This window comes from Streptomyces sp. NPDC026673 (assembly GCF_040638135.1).
Taxonomy (GTDB): Bacteria; Actinomycetota; Actinomycetes; order Streptomycetales; family Streptomycetaceae; genus Actinacidiphila.
The window spans coordinates 78,255-96,779 of sequence record NZ_JBEZXR010000030.1; the positions used below are offsets into that span (position 1 = coordinate 78,255).

General features: G+C 72.3%; 14 protein-coding genes. 6 read left to right on the top strand and 8 right to left on the bottom strand.

Annotation, left to right across the window (positions count from 1 at the left end; all coding sequences use genetic code 11):
- Positions 1 to 636: 636 nt before the first annotated feature.
- The 7 genes from AB0F62_RS21345 to AB0F62_RS21375 form a co-directional block, all read right to left on the bottom strand.
- Entirely contained in the window at positions 637 to 1,098 is a 462-nt protein-coding gene (locus AB0F62_RS21345) for a DUF417 family protein (protein ID WP_361801069.1), read from the bottom strand.
- 421 nt (positions 1,099 to 1,519) lie between these two features.
- Positions 1,520 to 2,233 (bottom strand): PspA/IM30 family protein, encoded by a 714-nt coding sequence (locus tag AB0F62_RS21350; RefSeq protein WP_361801072.1) that lies wholly within the window; start codon positions 2,231 to 2,233, stop codon positions 1,520 to 1,522.
- A 39-nt stretch (positions 2,234 to 2,272) separates the two neighbouring features.
- Positions 2,273 to 4,348 carry a TPM domain-containing protein gene (locus AB0F62_RS21355; RefSeq protein ID WP_361801075.1) on the bottom strand — a complete coding sequence of 692 codons (2,076 nt, stop codon included), beginning with the start codon at positions 4,346 to 4,348 and terminating at the stop codon, positions 2,273 to 2,275.
- Positions 4,349 to 4,616: 268 nt separating this feature from the next.
- Entirely contained in the window at positions 4,617 to 5,243 is a 627-nt protein-coding gene (locus AB0F62_RS21360) for a hypothetical protein (protein WP_361801078.1), read from the bottom strand.
- A 624-nt stretch (positions 5,244 to 5,867) separates the two neighbouring features.
- Complete coding sequence (locus tag AB0F62_RS21365) at positions 5,868 to 6,209, bottom strand: hypothetical protein (RefSeq protein ID WP_361801081.1); 342 nt, start codon at positions 6,207 to 6,209, stop codon at positions 5,868 to 5,870.
- Positions 6,206 to 8,716 carry a DUF4132 domain-containing protein gene (locus AB0F62_RS21370; RefSeq protein ID WP_361801084.1) on the bottom strand — a complete coding sequence of 837 codons (2,511 nt, stop codon included), beginning with the start codon at positions 8,714 to 8,716 and terminating at the stop codon, positions 6,206 to 6,208. Before AB0F62_RS21370 ends, AB0F62_RS21365 begins: the two co-directional genes overlap by 4 nt.
- Before the next feature lie 79 nt (positions 8,717 to 8,795).
- The gene (locus AB0F62_RS21375; RefSeq protein ID WP_361801087.1) at positions 8,796 to 10,136 is read right to left on the bottom strand and encodes a DUF6777 domain-containing protein; all 1,341 of its coding nucleotides are present in this window, start codon (positions 10,134 to 10,136) and stop codon (positions 8,796 to 8,798) included.
- Positions 10,137 to 10,670: 534 nt separating this feature from the next.
- On the opposite strand from AB0F62_RS21375, the gene AB0F62_RS21380 reads away from it, so the two are divergent.
- From AB0F62_RS21380 to AB0F62_RS21390, 3 genes are all read left to right on the top strand, one after another.
- A complete protein-coding gene (locus AB0F62_RS21380; RefSeq protein ID WP_361801090.1) occupies positions 10,671 to 11,321 on the top strand; it encodes an isochorismatase family cysteine hydrolase in 651 nt (216 codons plus the stop codon).
- Between the two features lie 253 nt (positions 11,322 to 11,574).
- The gene (locus AB0F62_RS21385; RefSeq protein WP_361801093.1) at positions 11,575 to 13,758 is read left to right on the top strand and encodes an extracellular solute-binding protein; all 2,184 of its coding nucleotides are present in this window, start codon (positions 11,575 to 11,577) and stop codon (positions 13,756 to 13,758) included.
- Positions 13,759 to 13,895: 137 nt separating this feature from the next.
- Positions 13,896 to 14,606 carry a DUF2470 domain-containing protein gene (locus AB0F62_RS21390; protein WP_361801096.1) on the top strand — a complete coding sequence of 237 codons (711 nt, stop codon included), beginning with the start codon at positions 13,896 to 13,898 and terminating at the stop codon, positions 14,604 to 14,606.
- 65 nt (positions 14,607 to 14,671) lie between these two features.
- Here the strand turns inward: AB0F62_RS21390 and AB0F62_RS21395 are convergent, their stop codons facing one another.
- Positions 14,672 to 14,986: a hypothetical protein gene (locus tag AB0F62_RS21395; RefSeq protein WP_361801099.1), complete on the bottom strand. Its 315-nt coding sequence runs from the start codon at positions 14,984 to 14,986 to the stop codon at positions 14,672 to 14,674.
- 252 nt (positions 14,987 to 15,238) lie between these two features.
- Here AB0F62_RS21395 and AB0F62_RS21400 point away from each other — a divergent pair, with 252 nt between their 5' ends.
- From AB0F62_RS21400 to AB0F62_RS21410, 3 genes are all read left to right on the top strand, one after another.
- Positions 15,239 to 15,868: an alpha-ketoglutarate-dependent dioxygenase AlkB gene (locus tag AB0F62_RS21400; RefSeq protein WP_361801102.1), complete on the top strand. Its 630-nt coding sequence runs from the start codon at positions 15,239 to 15,241 to the stop codon at positions 15,866 to 15,868.
- Between the two features lie 130 nt (positions 15,869 to 15,998).
- Complete coding sequence (locus AB0F62_RS21405; protein ID WP_361801105.1) at positions 15,999 to 16,937, top strand: serine hydrolase; 939 nt, start codon at positions 15,999 to 16,001, stop codon at positions 16,935 to 16,937.
- A 356-nt stretch (positions 16,938 to 17,293) separates the two neighbouring features.
- Positions 17,294 to 18,382: a S1 family peptidase gene (locus AB0F62_RS21410; RefSeq protein WP_361801108.1), complete on the top strand. Its 1,089-nt coding sequence runs from the start codon at positions 17,294 to 17,296 to the stop codon at positions 18,380 to 18,382.
- Positions 18,383 to 18,525 lie beyond the last annotated feature (143 nt).

Consider the following 18,525-nt stretch of genomic DNA (forward strand, 5'->3'; position numbering starts at 1 on the left):
CGTTAGAGAGTCCAGGGGCCTCCGGAGCCGTGTGCGCAGGTTCGAATCCTGCCGGGGGCACCTCGCACGAGGTGCCAAAAGACCCCGCCACCAGCCAGAACGCTGGATGCGGGGTCTTCGCGTCATTACGGGCCGCGGAGGAATGGACACCCGCCGCACATCCTCGGCCGGCCGGTTCGTCAGCCTGCGGTCGTCGTGGTTCTCCCCCGAATCGGTCCACAGCTTCCCAACACTCGGGCACGTTCGGTGCAGCGCGGCGGCGCCCCATCCGGTGGCGGGAAGGGTGAGATCCGTCTCGGCAAGCCCGACCGCTTCAGCGGGGCGCAGTCCCCCGAAGTACATGTTCAACGGCGTCCGCCCCTTTCACGTTGAACACTGCGGGGCCAAGGACAATACCTGCCACGATTTCGAGAACCGCGCCAGACGGGGCTCCGGTCGTCCTCGGCAGGCCGCAGACGCTGATCCGTGCCACACCCCGATACCGGCGCAGGATGCTCAGGTTGGGGTAAACGTGATCCGACGACTACTCCTCCGGGACTCGGCTGCGCAGGGCTGAGCACGAGATCCGGGGCCCGCAGTACGAGATCCTCACCGGTTGCCATCGCCTCGCCCCCGCGCCGATGCGGTGATAGTCGACTATCGACACGGGGCGGATTTCAAGGAATCGGCGAGGGTTACCAGAGAAGCCCCCAAAAGTACGCTGTCTTTGATAAGGAACTGTCCGACCATGGACAGCTTCGGGGCCCCATGCTTTTCATGCCAGACCCCCGGTGTCGTGGCCAGGAAACTGAGTGTGGCGCCGAATATTCCCACAGCTCCGAGACTGCCGAGTGCTGAAGCCCTGGGGCTGATCGGTTTCGCTGCGATCAGCGAGCCCACCGCAATCTCGGTAACGCCGATAAGTCTTGCCAGCCGCTTCTCGCCCAGCTTCTCGAAGAATGGCGCGAACAGGGGACTGGAGGCGACCAGGCCGCGAATATTCTCGACCTCGTAGTCTTCGAACTTGAGCCGCCCAATCCACACCAGATTGACCGCCAGTGCTGAACGGAGCGTCGAGGATCCCACAGCCTGAAGGTTGTCGGTGGACGTGAATCGCATCCTCATACCGTGGTCCCTTCGATCGGCGACCCAGCGGAATGAGCCCACGGGCTACTTGGGGGGTTTCGCCTGCGCCGAGCACCTGCTGGATCACCGACTCGTCCGAGTCACCGGTGCCCTCTGCGGAATGAGCAAAGGCCTTTTCAGCATAGGGCGCCGAGCGGGTCCGTGCGAACGCGGAGGATCTGGATCGCATCGAACACTCCCACATTGAGTTGCCGAACCTTCGTCGGCGGACGTGGTTCCGGACGACGCTCGTAGCCGGGCATTCGGAGCCGCGCGAGGGCCCGCCTGCCTGGCGGGGCTCGTGTTCGGGGCGGGGCGGTCCCCGTCACGACCTACAAGCACCGGTTTCGCCAGGGGCCCACGGCGGGGCTGGGCCGCTGGACGGCGAGCGGGTGAGCAAACCTGTGCCGCGCGGTCAGGCGTGTGCTTTGAGGGCGGCCAGCCTTGCCTCGATCTCTGCCGCGTCGCCCATGCTGTCGAGGCGTTCGAACTGTGCTTCCAGCGAGGAGTCGGCGAGTTCCTGCTTGCCCAGTGCCCTTGCCTCCTCGCGGCGGACTATCTCCTCGAAGCGGCTCAACTCGGTCGTCGGGTCGAGCACATTGATGTTCTTGGCGGCGTCCAGCATCTGGCTCTGGGCGTGGGCGGTCTTGGCGCGGGCCACCAGTTGGTCGCGCTTCGAGTGGAGCTCCGTCAGCTTGACCTTCATCTGGTCGAGGCCGGCCTTCAGTTTGTCGACGACCTCCCGCTGCGCGGCGATCGTCGGCTCGGCGCCCTTCGCCTCGCGCCCCGCCTGGAGCTGCCGCTGGAGCGCCACCTTGGCAAGGCGGTCGAACGCGTCGGCCTCGGCGTCGGAACCGGCGGCCCGCAGTTCGTCGGCCTTCCTGCTGGCGGCCAGCGCCTTGGTGCCCCACTCTGTGGCCGCCTCCTCGTCCTCCTGGTGGTCCTGCTCCAAGAGGCGCAGATTGCCGATGGTGGTGGCGACCGCCTGCTCGGCCTCGTCGATGTTGTTGCCGTAGTCGCGGATCAGCTGGTCGAGCATCTTCTGCGGGTCTTCCGCCTGGTCCAGCAGGGCGTTGATGTTCGCCTTCGCCAGCTGTGCGACGCGGCCGAGGATCGTCTGCTTGGTCATGGGACCCACCTCTCGCTCTCGCTTTCCCCGAGTTGCCGCTCAGAACCTGCCGCCACCACCCCTTCGCCCACGCGTCCCTCCACCGCCGAAGCTGCCGGGGCCACCCCCGCCGAACCCGCCGCCGAAGCCACCGCTTCGTCCGCCGCCGAACATGCCCCCGCCGCCCCCGCGGCCCATACCGCCGAAGATCTCCCCGAGCAGGATGCCGCCGAGTACCGCACCGCCCATGCCGCCGCCCCCGCGACCGCCGCGCGTGGTTTCGCCGTATGGGCTGCCGTACCCGCGCACATCCGCCTCGGCCAGCTGCTGCGCCGCCCTGGCCAGCGCATCCGCCCGCTGCGCCTCGGTGAGCGCCGCGGGGGGATCCGCGGAGGCCTGCGCCAGTTCGAGGTGCCGCTGCGCCTCGGCGAGACGCGTCCTTGCCTCGCTGCCCACCGCCGCCCGGTGGGTCGTGATGAAGTCCGACGCGGCGCCCACGGTGCTGCGCGCGGTGAGCAGGGACTGGTCGAGCAGAGCCCGTGCCTTCTGGTTGCTCACCTCGTGTGCGCGCGCTCCGGTGAGGGCGTCGTCAAGTGCCGCGTCGGCCTCCTCCACGCGGCGCAGCACGTCGATCGGGTCGTACGGTCCCGCGGCGATCCGCGTCCGCACCTCGTTGACGACCGACTCGGCGCGGGCGATCCGGCCCTGCAGGTCGGCTGTGGAGATGCCCTCGGGGGTGCCGACGAGCATGCCCCGCGCCTCCGCGAGGTCGGCCTCGGTCTCCGTCAGCGCACCCGGCAGCTTGTCCACCGCATCCGCGAGCTCCTTCGCCCGTCGGCCGACGGCGTCCACGAAGGTGCCCGCCTGGTCGATGGCGCCCTCGGCGGCCCTCAGATGCACCGCGGCCGTACCGCCCGCGCCCGCCACGACGGCCTCGCGGGCCTTGCCGACCTGGGTCGCGGCGAACACGAGCCGGTCCCTGGCCTGCTCGACGTGGCCCGTGACGGGCTGGACCGCGGTGGGCGCGTACCGCGTGCCGAGCTCGGTCAGCGTGGCCTGCGCGGTGTCGGTGCGGCCGGTGATGTCCCTCAGCTTCGCCTCGGCGTGCTCCAGCGCCTGGGGCGCGTTCTGCTCCAGCGCGCGCAGCCGGTCGAATCCCTCGGCCTCCGCGTCGAGCCGGCGGTTGGCCTCGGTACAGCGCGCGATGATCTCGTTCAGCATGCGGCGCTTGGCCGCATCGTCCTCCGGGATCGCGTCGTCGAGCTGCTGCCGCAGCCGGAAGGCCGCCGTGAGCTCCGACTCCGCGTACCGGAGCGCCTCGCCGAAGGGTGCGGCCGCCTCTTCGCCGAACTGGGCCGTGGCGAAGCCGAGTTCCTCGGTGCTGGTGCGTACCGCGTCGTCCGTCGCGACGAGCAGCTCTCCGGCCCGCCCGTCGAGTTCGGGCAGGGGCGTGGCCTGCTCACCGCGTCCGCCCCAGCCTCCCCCGCCTGCGGCTCCCTGGGTGGTACGGGTCCCGGAGCGCTTCCTGCTCCGGGCGTACATGTACCCGGCGAGGGCGAGCACGGCTCCGAGTATCACGACCGGCAGAACGAGATCAGCCGCGTCGCCGGCGCCACCGGGGTCGGCCTGGCCCGGGGTGATCGCGGGCGTGGGCACGGGCTTGCCCGCGAGGACCGCGCCGATGCCGTCCGCCGCGCCGATGGCCGCCCCCGCCCAGTCGTTCTGCCGCAGGGCCGGTTCGACCGCGGTCTGCGCGACGTCCTGCAGTTGGGCGTCGGTCAGCCGTGAGTCCTGGTCGACGGAGTACGCGTACTGCCGGTCGTGTGTGGCGACGGCCAGCAGTGTGTCGTTCAGGCCGAGGCCGTTGCGCTCGGCGGTCGCGTCGGCCCAGTTCTGGGCGGAGCGGCCGGAGAAGTCACGGACATAGGCGACGTAGAGCTGGACGCGGTGCGCGTCGTCGAGATCCTTCAGTGCCGTCGCGACGGCACCCTTGCGGTCGCCGAGCGCGTCCACCTTGTCGGTGATCTGGCCGATCCGCGACAGCACGATCGGGTCGTCGGCACGGGCGCCCGCGGCCGGCAGGACCAGCCAGCACAGCGTTGCCAGCGCGCTGATCAGGACATACGCGCTCCGCACGGTGTGCGAGGTGCGAACGCCTCGGTGCGACGGTTCCCGAACCCGGTACGGCCTCACCTTTGTGAGCGTATTACCCCTTCTGGTCCACCGCGACCGATGTCACTTCGGGCAGGTATGCCCGCTTGCGGGGCTTGACCAGTGAATATGCTCATGCGCGCACTCCTCGCGCCTGCCCTCCGGAACCGTGTGCGCGGGTCCGCATCCTGCCGGGCGCCGACGGTTCCACTCGCCCGAATGGTGCGGGGGTTCGTGGATGACGGTTCTCGGCTCAAGGTCCGGGGAAGCGGACGCTGTCGCGGGCCTTCTGCTGCGTCCGGCTCCCTGCCTGATCGTCTCCCGCGGAAGTCTCCGTGACGACCTTAACGACATGGGCCTCATCGCTGATGATGCGAACGAAGGCAACATAGTCGGCGTCAGCGGGGTTTGTGACACGCGCGTCGAGGACGGCGTGGCCATCAACCGCGGTCTTCTTGATGTCGGTGGCCTTGAGATCATCGCCGGGGTCCGCGTTGTCGGCGCGAAGGGTGAACTGAAGCTGCAAGTCCAGATCCTCCGACAAGGTGGGTCCGTCATTGACGGTGATCGTGGTGGATTCGTCGGCGGTCGTCACCGAATAGGAGCGAGCGGCGTAGCTGATGTCGTCTTTGACGATCTCCTCGATGGTGGCCTTTCCGGGAAGCTTGAAGGAGATGCCAGTGGAGGAATCGGTGGTCTTCACCCATTCGGCATCCTCCCGACCGTGATCGCCCTGCTCGGCTGCCGCCATCGTCCCGATGCCGTCGGACTGTGGCGCCGGGGCGGCGAAGGCACTGGTGGGAAGCAGTACACCCCCTGCCGCGAGGGACGTCGAACCGGCAACCATCAGGAGGCGCTGCGTCAGCGAGTGGCGAGCCATGGGAGTCACTCCTTGCGAGAAATGGGGAACAGTGCGTGTCCGGCGGCGCTGGAATTCACGGACCTTTTGCGGTGGGCCTGTGTCCCGTCGCACCGCCGTACTCGATTCCGGACGATCTGGCGTCCACCTGCTCTGCGTGAACCCAGGTTCCAGTCAAGCCCCGGTGTCGGATGGCGTCATGTTCCGACATCGCGTGGCAGGAGAACTCGGGACTTGACAGACGGCGGTGTTCCTGATGGCGGAGCATTCGGTAAAGGGCGACATCATTTCGCCGCCCTGGATGCCTTCGGGCAGGAACGGAGGGCACGTCAGCGGCTCCCATGGGCGTCCGCAGCACCCGATCCCGCCAACCTCGCCTGCTCTTCCCGGCCCGCGCCTTCAGGGCGGCGGTGCCGACGGCCGACCAGGTCGGGCGAGATCCGCCGGCGGGCTTGATGCTTCGGCTACCCAATGCAGTGCATCGGCGATCTCCGAAGGGAGTTCCCGATCACTCGGCCCCGGCAGGACGAAGGCCCCGTTCCCCAGGGCCTCGCGCAGCAGTACCCGGGTGGCCGACCAGGGCGCACGTGTCGCGCTGAACACGGCGGCCGGGGGCAGTCGGCCGCGTCGCCGGGGCGCTGTCGGTCAGCCGCCCGCCAGGGGGACGAGGCGGATGAAGGCCAGGTCCGGGGTCGTGGTGAGGTCGACCACCTCGTCGAGGGAGTCGACCTGGCGGTCGCCGGCGAGGAGGAAGAAGCCGTTGGTGAGGAAGGCGCGTTCGGCGACGGCGGCTTGCCGGTGCCAGTCCGGCTCGGCCGTGGTCTCGGTGGGGCGGACCAGAGGGTGGGAGTTGTGACGGGCGACCTCCTCGCGGACGCGGAGGTGGATCAGTTCGCGGACGGTCATCCGGGCCGGGAGGCCGTCGACCTCCAGGGCGCTGACGAGTGTGCCCGTGGCGGTCTCGTCCCGGAAGGTCACGGTGGTCATCGGGCGGCTCGCTTGATCTGGCGGAGGATGGTGGGGTCGGTGATCCGCGTGTCCGCGGCAAGCAGCACGGCCTTGGACAGGATCAGCCCGAGCCGGTCGTCCTCGAAGGGCAGGAAGACCTTGGGTTCGCCCCCGCGGTGGGCGGGGACGATGCACAGGTAGGCGTCGTCCGGCTCCATCAGGATGTTCGCGGAGCCGAGATGGATCCGGTACGTGGCCAGGTCGCCCCGGACGGTCAGGTAGCGGCCCCCGAGCGTGCAGCGGTCGGCGATCTTCAGGCGCGGCAGGATGCGCTGCAGGGCCTCGCGGCGGATCTCCGCGCTCGCCGTCAGCTCGCCGAAGGAGGTCCGTTCCCAGTACTCGGTGTGGCGTTCCTCGCCCCGGTCGGTCCAGTCGGGGTCGGCCGCGATCGAGGTGACGCCGACGAAGAGGTCGACGTCGCGCATCGCCTCGCTGAACACCAGCGGCGGCACGTCGGCCAGCGGGGCCTCGCGCCAGCGCCGTCCGTCGCGGCGCTCGAACCGGACCTGGTCCGTGGCGGCGTGGTCGGGCGGGTCGTCCATGTCGTCCCCGGCCGGCTCGTGGTGGAAGCACGCCCGCCACTCCCCGTCGCCGAACTCGCCCCGGGCCAGCCCGTCGTATCCGCCGTCGTGGCGGCCGAGGAAGTTGGCCTGCCATCCGCGCTCCTTGAACAGCGCGTAGAGCCGCGGGTAGTGCACGATGTGGGCGGCGAACCGGTTGGAGTAGACCCCGGTCTCCTCCTCCGCCGGGGTCGGCAGGTAGATCTCCCGGAACGCCTGCTTGAACGGCTGCCGCAGCCGGTCGGCGACGATGCGCGCGCGCCACGCCTCTATGGCGTCGGCCGTCGACCGGATCGGATGCCACAGCCGGATACGGGCGGGCTCGTGCGGCGGCTCGCTCATGGGCGCCACCGTATGCCAGTCGCCCTCGGCGTCCTGGACCTCCCATATCAGGCCGCGGACGAGGACTCCGGTGACCGGGTGGTCGCGGTAGTGGCGGCACCACTCGTCGTACGGCCAGGTGCGCCCGGCCGACATCAGCGCCTCGACGCGGGCCCGTTCGCCCGACAGCGTGGCCCGTATCCGTCCGGCGAGGGCCTTGAGCTCCTTCAGTTCGTCCGGGCAGGCGCCCTTGACCGCCGCCGGTGCGGTGCGGGACGTGCGTCCGTCGGGGCCGGTGAAGGTGACGCGTACGGTCACGGCGTCCTCGATCGCCACCCGGGCCCGGTGGCCGGCCAGTTCGCGTTCGAGGGAGCCGTCGGGGCCCAGGCCGTGGGTGGGCACGCTGCGCTCGACGAGCTGCGCGGCCGTGATGCCCTGCCGTGCGGCGGCCGTCGTCAGCGCGGTGTCGAGCTGCTTGCGCAGCGCCCGGTGCCGGAGCTTCGTCCGCAGCCGCCACAGCGCCTCCAGGGCTGCCGGGTCGTCCGTCCCGGCCAGCGCGTTGATCGCCGCGCCCGCGAGCTTGAGGTCCTCGGCCACGTCGGAACCGGGCCCGCCGGCCCGCAGGGCGAGGGTGCCGAGGTGGCGGACCGCAGCCGGGTCCGCGGTCAGCGCGGCGGCCCAGACGACGCCGCGCGCCAGGTCGCCGTCCTTGCTGTGGACGAGGTAGTGGTGGTGGAAGTCGTCGGGCAGCCAGCGGATGGACGGGCCGCCCTTCCTGCTGCACAGCGGAGCGTCCTCGGCCAGCGCGCGCAGCATCTCGGCCACGACCTCGCGCGTGGACGCCGCGTCGGCCAGCGCGAGACAGGTCCGCTGCCAGCGCTGAGCGGGTCGCGGCCCGGTCAGGCTCGCCAGATGCCGTACGAAACGGGTCAGCTCCGGGGTCGGCGAGGTGGCTGCGCGGTCGCGCAGGGCGGCGGCCCATGGGGCGTGCGGGGGGATCAGCCCCGCGGGGATGTGTGCCTCGTCCGCCTCGGCCAGCAGCGCGCGGAGCCGCCTGCCGAGCGGGCCGCGAACGCGTGCCTCGACGTCGGCGGCCATCAGCGCCTTGTACGCGTGCCGGAGCCATGGATCGACCAGGCGCCGGCCCTCGGCGTCGAGCCGGTCGACGGCGCCCAGCACGGGACCCAGCGCCGCGGCGAACCAGAAGCCCATGTCGTACTGGGTGGCGCGGAACAGCATGACCGCCACCTGTCCGGGCGTCCACGCGCGGGTTCGCGGCATCAGGAGTGCGATCTCGCGGTCGTACTGCCACAAGCCCCTGTCGTCGAGCCGGGCGGCCAGCATCAGGCACAGGACGGCGGCCCGGGCGTCCTCCTCCGTGCAGGCCGTGAGGAGCCCGTCGATCTCCGCATGGGTCGCCGCGAGCTGGGCCTTGGAGCGTTCGTACTCCGCCGGTTCGCGCCAGGTGGCGCCGGCGTCCAGCGACTCGAGCCGACCGCGTTCGAGGAGGTCGACGAGCCGGCGGGCGCGGGTGAAGGCCGCGGTCCGCACGTCGTCGAGCGCGTCGTTCCGGCGGGCCTCGGCCGCCAAGGTCGCGTACAGCATGCGGTGATGATGGCAGCGGGGTCCGACAACGGCCCCGTCCCGGCGACGGAACGGGGCCGTGGGCCGTGGCGGCGGGGCGTCAGCCGGACGGCGGCGCCGCCGGGGACAGCGACGGAGGCGGCTGTACGGAGGACCTGGGCAGGGTGGGCTGGGCCGGGGACTTGGGCTGGGCGGGGGGCTGCTCCTGGGGTTGCCGGCCCGTGTCGCCGTCCGAGGACTTGGGCTGGCTCGGCGGCTGCTGCGGCTGCTGCGGCTGCGGCTGCTCGGGCTTCTGCGGTTCGGAGGGGGGCTTCTGCGGCTGCTCGCCCGTGCCCGGGGACTTGGGCTCCTCCTGCTTGGGCGACTGCTCCTCGGTACCGGGGGACTTCGGCTCCTCCTGCTTGGGCGACTGCTCCTCGGTTCCGGGGGACTTCGGCTCCTCGCTCTTCGGCGACTCCTTGTCCTTGTCCTTGCTCGGGGATTCCTTGTCCTTGTCCTTGTCGGGGGACTCCTTCTCCTTGTCCGGGGATTCCTTCTCCTTGCTCGGGGACTCCTTGTCCGGAGACTGCTCCTGCTTGGGCTCCTCCTTGCCCTTCTCCGGAGACTGCGACTGCTCGTCCTTCTTCTTCTCCTCGCTCGGCGGCGGTTCCGTCTTCCCCGGCGGCTCGAGCTGCGAGCCGGTCGAAGGCGAGGGCAGGGTCGGGAGCGGGGTGTCGGAGGGCTGTCCCTTCGGCGGTTCGACCTTGCGGTCGTGCTTTCCCTCCACCTTGCCGCTGGGGCGCTCGAACCAGCGCTTGCTGTCCTGGTCGTAGAGCGTGAGCGTCTTCATCGGCTTGTCGGACGGGACGACCGCGACCAGGCCGGCCGCGCGGAAGGTGTCCCACTGGCGGCCGCTGTACGTCGGCGTGCCGTTGACGGCGTCGGGGGCGGTCAGCGGGTTGCCGCAGGTGCAACGGACCACCGGCACGCCGCGGTTGTCGACCAGGACGGGGGTGCCGGCCTGGAGGATCGCCTGGTAGTCGGTGGTCTTGCCGTCCTTGAAGCCGTGGCTGGTGACGCGGGTGTCCCAGTTCAGCTGAACAGGGGTCAGCGAGCGCAGGTGGGAGGGGAGGCCGCTCAGCTCGACCTGCAGGGTGTCCGCGAAGGCCTCGCTGCGGGCCGGGTCCCTCGTGAGGTAGGAGATCTGCTTCTCGACGTCGCAGGCCGACTCGTTCTGTTTGCCGCTGTACAGGCCCGGGTGCGCCCCGCTGACCTTGAGGGTGCCGCCGGGGGCCGAGGACTCGTTCGGGGTGATGGTGGGGGTGACCGCGGTCCCGGCCGCCCCCGCCGTGGAGGGGGTGAAGGGGTCCGGGCCGGCCGCGGAGGCGTTCTGGAGGAAGATCTCGCCGCCGCCCTTGGTCCCGCCGAGGAAGGAGAAGGCGAAGATCACGGCGACCGCCACGACCATCGCGGTGCCCGCGGTGACCAGGGTGCGGCGGGCCCGCCACCACGGGGAGGGGGGTCCTCGGTGGCGGCCGGGTTCTCCCGGTTCGCCCGGGCGCCCCGCGCCGCTCGGCGGACCCGGTGGTCCGGGCGGTGGAGGTGGGCCGGGCGGGGGCGCGCCCGATGGGGGCGGGGGCGCCGGCGTCGCCGGCGGGTGCTCACCCGACGGACGGCCGGACAGCGGTCCGGACGGAGGGCCGGTCGGGCGTTCGGGCGGAGGCGGTATGGAACTCACGAGGGTCTCCCCAGACGTAGGGCTTCGGGAAATGCTGTGGATTCCCGTGCGCCCTCCATCCCCATTATGTGCACCCTTTCCGGGAGGAGTGAATTCGCCACGGGACGCCGGGAAGGCCCCCGATATTTCACGGGCTTTTCGGCAGTGCGGCACTCGCGAAGCGGTTCCCGACCGCTCGCGCTTACGTGACGTGACCGCCCGCACGGGTGCTGACCTGCTGCGCAGGTGGCCCTCCGGCCGCGGGACGAGAATCGGTGCATGGACGTAGTGGGATACAGCAGCGCGAATACCGGTCTCCTGCTGATCGACCCGTACAACGACTTCCTGTCCGAGGGCGGAAAACTGTGGCCCCGCGCGAAAGCGGTGGCCGAGCAGGTGGGGCTCCTCGACCACATGCGGCAGGTGCTCGCGGCCACGCGTGCCCGCGGTATCCGCACGTTCTTCGTCGCCCACCGCCGTACGGCCCCCGGGGACTACGACGCGTGGGAGCACCTCTCCCCCGCCCAGGAGGCGACCGTCAAGGGGCAGATCTTCGCCATGGGCTCCTGGGGCGGCGAGTTCCATCCGGACTTCCAGCCCGTCGATGGCGAGATACGGGTGCACGAGCACTGGTCGTCCAGCGGTTTCGCCAACACCGACCTGGACTTCCAGCTCAAGCAGCACCGGCTGTCGCGCATCGTGCTGATCGGAATGCGGGCCAACACCTGCATCGACACCACGGCCCGCTTCGGCCAGGAACTCGGCTACCACGTCACGCTGGTCCGGGACGCGATCGCCGCCTTCAGCCCGGCCGAGATGGAGGCGACCTTCGAGGTGAACGCGCCGGTCTACGCGCATGCCGTCCTCACCACGGGGCAGTTCCTGGACGCCCTGCCGCCCTGCCCCGAGGAGTACGGGGCCGGGCGGTAGCGCGCCCGGTCGGGGGGCCCGCGGGCGGGCCGGCCGGCGGTCGACTCAGGCGGGGGCGCGGGCCGGCGCTCTTCCGCGAGTCCGGGGTGTCCCCTGCGGCCCGTGTGGCCCGTGGCTGTGTGCGGGATCGTTGCGCCTGCGGCGGACGGTTTCCTCGTTTCCTCCCCCAGCCTTCCGCCGGGCAGGGCGCCATGCGCCTCCCTATGCTGAGTGCCGCGGTGAGTTGCTGGAGCTGCTGGGAGGGGGCGGCCGGGTGACGCTGGTGGAGGGGGATCCGCGGTCCGTCGGCGGGTACCGCCTGGAGGGCAGGCTCGGCGCCGGCGGTATGGGGGTCGTATATCTGGCCCGGTCGGTGTCGGGGAGGCGGCTGGCGGTCAAGGTGGTCCGTCCCGAGTTCGCCGCGGACGACGGCTTCCGGGACCGGTTCCGGCGGGAGGTGGCCGCCGCCCGGCGGGTCAGCGGGGCGTTCACCGCGCCCGTGGTCGATGCCGACGCGGACGCCGAACAGCCGTGGCTGGCGACGCTGTTCGTGCCCGGGCCGACGCTGTCGCGACGGGTCGCGGAGGCGGGGCCGCTGCCGGTGGACGAGGTGTGGCGGCTGAGCGCCGGGCTGGTGGAGGCGCTGCGCGACATCCACCGGGCGGGGCTGGTCCACCGCGACCTGAAACCGGGCAACGTGCTCCTGGCCGGGGACGGGCCGCGCGTCATCGACTTCGGCATCGCCAGGGCCGCCGGCACCGAGCGGCTGACCAGGACCGGGACGGTGATCGGCACTCCGGCATTCATGGCCCCCGAGCAGTTCGGGGCGGGGCCCGTCGGCCCCGCCTGCGACGTCTTCGCGCTGGGTGCCGTCCTGGTGTACGCGGCCACCGGCCACGTGCCGTTCGACGGGGACGGCTCGCCCGCGATCGGGTTCCGCGTGGTGTACGAGGAGCCGGATCTGGGCGGACTGCCCGCGGAGTTGCGCCCGTTCGTCGAACCGTGCCTGGCGAAGGACCCGCCGCGGCGCCCCGCGGTGGAGGAGCTGCTGGCCTTCCTCACGCTGGCGCGTGCCGGCGGAGGCGTGCCGGGCCCGGAGCCCGTCCCGTCGGTCGCGGAGGAACCCGGAGCGGAGCCGGATCCGGAGCCGGAGCCCTCCCCCGCCGCGGCGGACGCCCCCGGCGACGCGGCCACGCGCGTCCTGCGCCCGAGGAGGCGGCTCGGGGCGTTCGGACCGCCGGCGGACGGGGCCGGGGCCGGGGCGCCCTCACCGGTTCCGGGGCCCGGCCGGAGGGCCCGGAGCAGGCGGGCGGCCCTGGCGATCGGTGCCGTGCTGGCCGCCGCCTCCCTCGCGGTCGGCATCCCGCTGCTCGTCGACGGCCCCGGTTCCGGAGGGGAGCGCACGGACTCGCGCAGCCCCTCGGCGAGGGCGAGCGGCTCCGCCGAGGAGGTGAAGGAGGGGGAGGCGGAAGCGGTCCCCTGCGCGGGCGCCCGCGGGAGCCTCACGGGCGCGGGGTCGAGCGCCGCGGCGGACGTGGTGGACGCGTGGATCGGGGGGTTCGAGGCGGCCTGCCCCGGCGCCACCGTCGCCTACCGGCCCACGGGCTCGGGTGCGGGAACGGCGGAATTCCTGCAGGGGAGATCGGCCTTCGCCCTCGCCGACGCCCCGCTGGACGCCGAGCTGATCCGGCTGTCGCGGCAGCGCTGCCGGGCCGGCGGGCGGGCCGTGGAACTGCCGCTGTTCGCCACGCCGGTGGCGGTCGCCTACCACCTGCCCGGGGTCACCGGGCTGGTGCTGGATCCGCCGACCCTGGCGAGGATCTTCGACGAGCGGATCACACGCTGGGACGACCCGGCCATCGGCGCGCTCAACCCGGGCGTCACGTTGCCGTCGCGGGCCATCGTCGCCGTGCACCGGGCCGACGCCACCGCCGGCACACGGACGTTCACCGGTTATCTGCGCGCGGCCGCGCCGGAGGTCTGGCCGTACGGGGCGGCCGCCAACTGGCCGGGCCGCGGCGGGGAGGGGGTGTCCGGGGCGGGCGGCGCGGCGGAACGCGTGGCCCGGCTGCTGGGGGCGATCGGCTACCTCGACCTCGGTGCGGCCGGGGACCTGGACACGGTGCTGCTCGACACCGGGGCGGCGGAGCCGGTGGCGGCCACCGCGGCGGCCGCCACGCGTGCCCTGGCCGGCGCGGGGACCCCGGGCGGGGACGGCGGCCTGCCGATCGCCCTGGAACCGGCGGGCCGGGCCCCCGGCGCCTACCCCGTCGCGCGGGTCGGCTACGCGGTCGTCTGCGACAAGGGGAACACGCGTGCCGAACTGGCCTCCCTCCGGGCGTTCCTGCTGTACGCCGCGAGCGGGCCCGGTCAGTCCGCCGCCGTGCGCCGGGGCCAGGCCGGTCTGCCGGACGCGCTCGCCGCGAAGGTGCGGGACGCCGTACGCGGACTGGCCTGAGCGGGGCGGGCCGAGCGGGGCGGGGCGGGCCGAGCGGAGCCGCCGGAGCGCGGCGGGCCGTTCGGGTGGCGGGTATGGCGGCTTCCGAAGAGGTGTGGTTAGGTTAGGCAACCCTAACCTAACTCGCGGAGATCCGGATGCTCAGCAAGTCCACCGTCCCCCTCGCGCTCGCACAGCCGACGCCCGCCGAACGCATCCGGTCGGTCCTCGTCTCCGCCCACTCCATGACCGTGGTCACGGACGGGGCCCGCACGGAGGTGACGCGGCTGACCGCGGACGCCCTCGCGGGCCACGTCCACCTGCACCCCCTCGCGACGGCCTTCCGCCCCGGAAGCACCCCGCTCACCCTGGAGTTCACCGACGTCGCCCCGACCCCGGTACGCGACCGGGTGCGGGCCCGGGTGACCGTCACGGGCTGGGCGGCCGCGCCCTACCGGGCGGACGCGGCGGACAGCCAGTGCGTGGAGTTCGTCCACGCGACGCTGGAGACGGCGGCCGGCACCGCGGCGGTTGATCTGGAGGAGCTGACGGCGGCGGAGGCCGATCCGCTGGCGAAGTGCGAGGCGGGAATGCTGACGCACCTGGTGGACGACCACGCGGAGCTCGTACCGCTGCTCATGCGGCTGGTGCGGCCGGCCCCCTCTCCCGGGGCGCGGCGCGTGCTGCCGGTGGCCCTCGACCGCCACGGGATCACGCTGCGCGTGGAGTACGCGGTCGGCCACCACGACGTCCGGCTGCCCTTCCCCTCCCGGCTGGACGACGTCGACCAGGCGGGGAGCCAGATCCAGGCACTGCTCAACAGCGCGCGCCGCGCGTCCCACCGGGGAAGGCTCTTCGCGGGCTGGTGACCCGGAGCGGCGGCGCCGGAGGTCGCGCCGGACGCGGCGGGCCGCCCGTGAGATCGCGGATCCGGTCAGCCCTCCGGGCCCCGAGGCGGGGGCGGACGGCGGGGACCGGTCTTGGGCAGGTGCCCGTAGTGCCGCATGCGCTCGCGTTCGGCGAGGACGGCGAGGACACCGACCGCACCCATGACGAGGCCGATGAAAGCGAGGGACGGATCCAGCCGGCCCAGAGCCAGCCAGGCCAGGCCGGCGAAGAGCGCGCCGAACACCACCCCGAAGAGGAACGGATGCCGGACGGCCCGCATCTGCAACCGCGGCGGAGTCCGACTCCCGCCGAGAGCGCCGTCCAGCGCCCACCATGCCCGTTTCAGCGCTTCCACTGCCACACCCCTCGATCGTCACGCCCCAGGGCCGGGCCCCCGGCGGGCGGGCGCCCGACCCGAGCGCAACCCGTGGACCCGCCTCGCCTCAAACGTCTCCATGAAAGCGCACAAGGGGTGTCGGCACTCCTGTACCGCAGGACACCGCCCCGGCCCTCGGGCGCACGCCCTGGCAGCTCGCCGGGCACGGACCCCACCGCAGGGCCACCACGTTCGGCGAATAGTTCACATGTTCGATTCAGGCGTTACCCTGGAGCCATGACCGCACCACTCCAGGGCTCGCTCTTCGACCAGACCGACGAGGTGCGGCTCGGTCCGCTGGACGATCTGCGGCGGAGCGTGCTCGGCAGCGGGGCCTGGCTCGACCTGCTGCCCGGGTGGCTCCGGGGCGCCGACGCCCTCTTCGGGGAACTGGCGGAGTCCGTCCCATGGCGGGCCGAGCGGCGGCAGATGTACGAGCGGGAGGTCGACGTGCCCCGCCTGCTCGCCTTCTACGGGGAGGGCGACCGCCTGCCGCACCCGGTCCTCGACGAGGCCCGGACCGCCCTCGGCGCCCACTACGCGGGGGAACTGGGCGAGCCCTTCGTCACGGCGGGGCTCTGCTTCTACCGCGACGGCCGGGACAGCGTCGCCTGGCACGGGGACCGGACGGGGCGGTCGGCGACCCGGGACACGATGGTGGCGATCCTGTCCGTCGGCGATCCGCGCGACCTGGCGCTGCGGCCCCGCGGCGGGGGCGCGGCCTCCATGCGGCTGCCGCTCGGGCACGGCGACCTCGTGGTGATGGGCGGTTCCTGCCAGCGGACATGGGAGCACGCGATCCCCAAGAGCACGCGTGCCGTGGGGCCGCGGATCAGCGTCCAGTTCCGCACGCGCGGCGTCCGCTGACCCCCGGCCCGCATCGCGTCGCCTTCCGGCGCCGGAGACGGCGTCGCCCCGTACAACCTTTCACCCGTGCCCGTGAGTCATCGCTCGTACGGGCCCGGAGGCGGGGCTCCGGGGAGAGCGGGGAGGGGTCATGGGGCGGGAAGGGATGTCACCGCGCACCGGGCGGGCGGTGGCCGCGGCGGTCGTCGCGTGCGCGGTCGTGCCGACGGCCGTCGTGGGGACGGGTGCCGGAAGCGCCGCCGCGGCGGCGCCGGCGGTGGTGTGCACATCGGGCAAGGCGGGGCTGGCGGCGAAGTTGAGCGGCGACATCACCACGGCGCTGCGCGGGAGAACCGCGACGGTGGCCCTGTCGCTGCGCGACCGCAGGACGAAGACGGTGTGCACGCTGCGTCCGGACCAGAGGTTCGACTCGGCGAGCACGGTCAAGGTGACGGTGCTGGCGACCCTGCTGTGGGACAACAAGAAGCGCAACCGCTACCTGACGGCGCGTGAGGTCAAGCTGGCCACGGCGATGATCACCAAGTCGGACAACGACGCGACGACGCAGCTGTGGCGGCAGCTGGGGGTGGCCAAGGTGAAGGGCTTCCTCAAGGCCGCCAAGATGACGCGGACCGTGCCGGGGAGCGACGGCTACTGGGGTCTGACGCAGATCACGGCGGCGGACGAGCAGAAGCTGCTCGACCTGGTGACCGCCAAGAACTCGGTGCTGAGCGACAACTCACGGGCGTACATCCTGAAGTTGATGAACCAGGTGGTCGCCTCTCAGCGCTGGGGCACTCCCGCGGGGGCTCCGCGCAGCGCGACGGTCCACGTGAAGAACGGCTGGCTGCCGCGGGCCACCCACGGCTGGCGGGTGCACAGCCTCGGCGCGTTCACGGGCAAGGGGCACGACTACTCGCTCACGGTGCTGACCCAGGACAACGGGACCATGAACGCCGGGGTCGCCACGATCGAGGCGGTGGCCCGCGTGATCCACCGGGACCTCGACCCCGCCGCCACCGCGTCGGGGACCCATACGACCACCCGCACCCCGCAGGAGGCGGTCCCCGCGGTTCCGCCGGGTACGTAGCGGACCGGACCCGACGCACCGACAGGCGCCCCGGCCGGGGCGCCTGTCGGCGTTTTCGGGGGCGGTTACCGGACAGGTGTAGTCCTCACGAGACGTGCCGGACCGGTGGCGCTGCGCGGCGGGAGCCCTCCCGCAGAGCGGAATGAAAGGTTCCATCCGGGGAATCGGGATGTCTTGTGAGACGGCTGTGGAGACCGGATTCCCGCCTTGCCGGTCGCGGAACGGCCTCGGAATACTCGTCGGCGTTGCTTGGCGTGGACACGCATTCCTTTCGGGATGTGCCGCCTGAGACCGCAAATTCCTCCGGGTTGGCGGCAGTTGAAGCCGACCCATCCCCCCACGTGGAGGTACAGGACTTGAAGCATCGTCGAATATCCGGACGCAGGGCCGTGCTCGCCGGTGGCGGGGCGACGGCCGTACTGGCCGCGCTGATCGTGCTCCCGCACGCCAACGCGGCGCCGAGCCCGGCGGCCGCCCCCAAGACCCTCACGCCCGCCGCCGCGGTGACGCTGGCCTCGCGCCTGTCCTCGGCGCTCGGCGCCGAGGACACCGCGGGGTCGTACTACGACACGAAGACCGGCCGGCTCGTGGTCAACGTGCTCGACACCACGGCCGCCGAGACCGTCCGCGCGGCGGGCGCCGTGCCGAAGACGGTCGGCAACACCCTGGCCGCACTGCGCTCCGCCACGGACACCCTGGGCCGTCAGGCCCGCATCCCGGGCACGTCCTGGTCCGTCGACCCGCGGACCAACCAGGTGGTCGTGACGGCCGACCGCACCGTGTCGGCCGCCGAGATGAACCGCCTGGACAAGGCCGTGGAGGGCCTCGGGAACGGCACCGCCCGGATTCAGAGGTCGAAGGGCGAGTTCAGGCCCTTCATCGCGGGCGGCGACGCCATCTTCGGTTCCGGTGCCCGCTGTTCACTCGGCTTCAACGTCGTCAAGGACGGGCAGCCGTACTTCCTCACCGCGGGCCACTGCGGCGTGGACATCAAGAGCTGGTCGGACACCTCCGGCGGGCGGGAGATCGGCTCCGTCGAGGCCGCGACCTTCCCCGGTCGCGACTACGCGCTGGTGAAGTACACCGACACCGGAGGCGACCACCCCAGCGCGGTCGACCTCTACAACGGCTCCACGCAGGAGATCACGTCGGCGGCCACGCCGACCGTCGGCCAGGCGGTGCGGCGCAGCGGCAGCACCACCCAGGTGCACGACGGCACGGTCACCGGGCTCGACGCGACCGTCAACTACCAGGAGGGCTCGGTCTCCGGGCTGATCCAGACCGACGTCTGCGCCGAGCCCGGCGACAGCGGCGGCGCGCTCTTCTCCGGAGGTACCGCGCTCGGCCTGACCTCGGGCGGCAGCGGTGACTGCGACAGCGGCGGGGAGACGTTCTTCCAGCCGGTCACGGAGGCGCTGCAGGTGTACGGCGCCGAGATCGGCTGATCCCCCTCCGGTACGGCAGCGGCGGCGCCGGACGGCCCCTCCCCGGGACCGGGAGTCGTTACGCCAGCGTTTCCCGCGTTCGCTTGCCGGACAACCGTCCGCACACCGCGACCTCTCGGTCGCCGTCCCCGAAGGAACCCTCA

Coding starts and splice junctions, on each gene's coding strand:
- AB0F62_RS21345 (WP_361801069.1), bottom strand. CDS start 1,098: ATGCGATTCACGTCCACCGACAACCTTCAGGCTGTGGGATCCTCGACG.
- AB0F62_RS21400 (WP_361801102.1), top strand. CDS start 15,239: ATGACCGCACCACTCCAGGGCTCGCTCTTCGACCAGACCGACGAGGTG.
- AB0F62_RS21405 (WP_361801105.1), top strand. CDS start 15,999: ATGGGGCGGGAAGGGATGTCACCGCGCACCGGGCGGGCGGTGGCCGCG.
- AB0F62_RS21360 (WP_361801078.1), bottom strand. CDS start 5,243: ATGGCTCGCCACTCGCTGACGCAGCGCCTCCTGATGGTTGCCGGTTCG.
- AB0F62_RS21365 (WP_361801081.1), bottom strand. CDS start 6,209: ATGACCACCGTGACCTTCCGGGACGAGACCGCCACGGGCACACTCGTC.
- AB0F62_RS21380 (WP_361801090.1), top strand. CDS start 10,671: ATGGACGTAGTGGGATACAGCAGCGCGAATACCGGTCTCCTGCTGATC.
- AB0F62_RS21390 (WP_361801096.1), top strand. CDS start 13,896: ATGCTCAGCAAGTCCACCGTCCCCCTCGCGCTCGCACAGCCGACGCCC.
- AB0F62_RS21350 (WP_361801072.1), bottom strand. CDS start 2,233: ATGACCAAGCAGACGATCCTCGGCCGCGTCGCACAGCTGGCGAAGGCG.
- AB0F62_RS21370 (WP_361801084.1), bottom strand. CDS start 8,716: ATGCTGTACGCGACCTTGGCGGCCGAGGCCCGCCGGAACGACGCGCTC.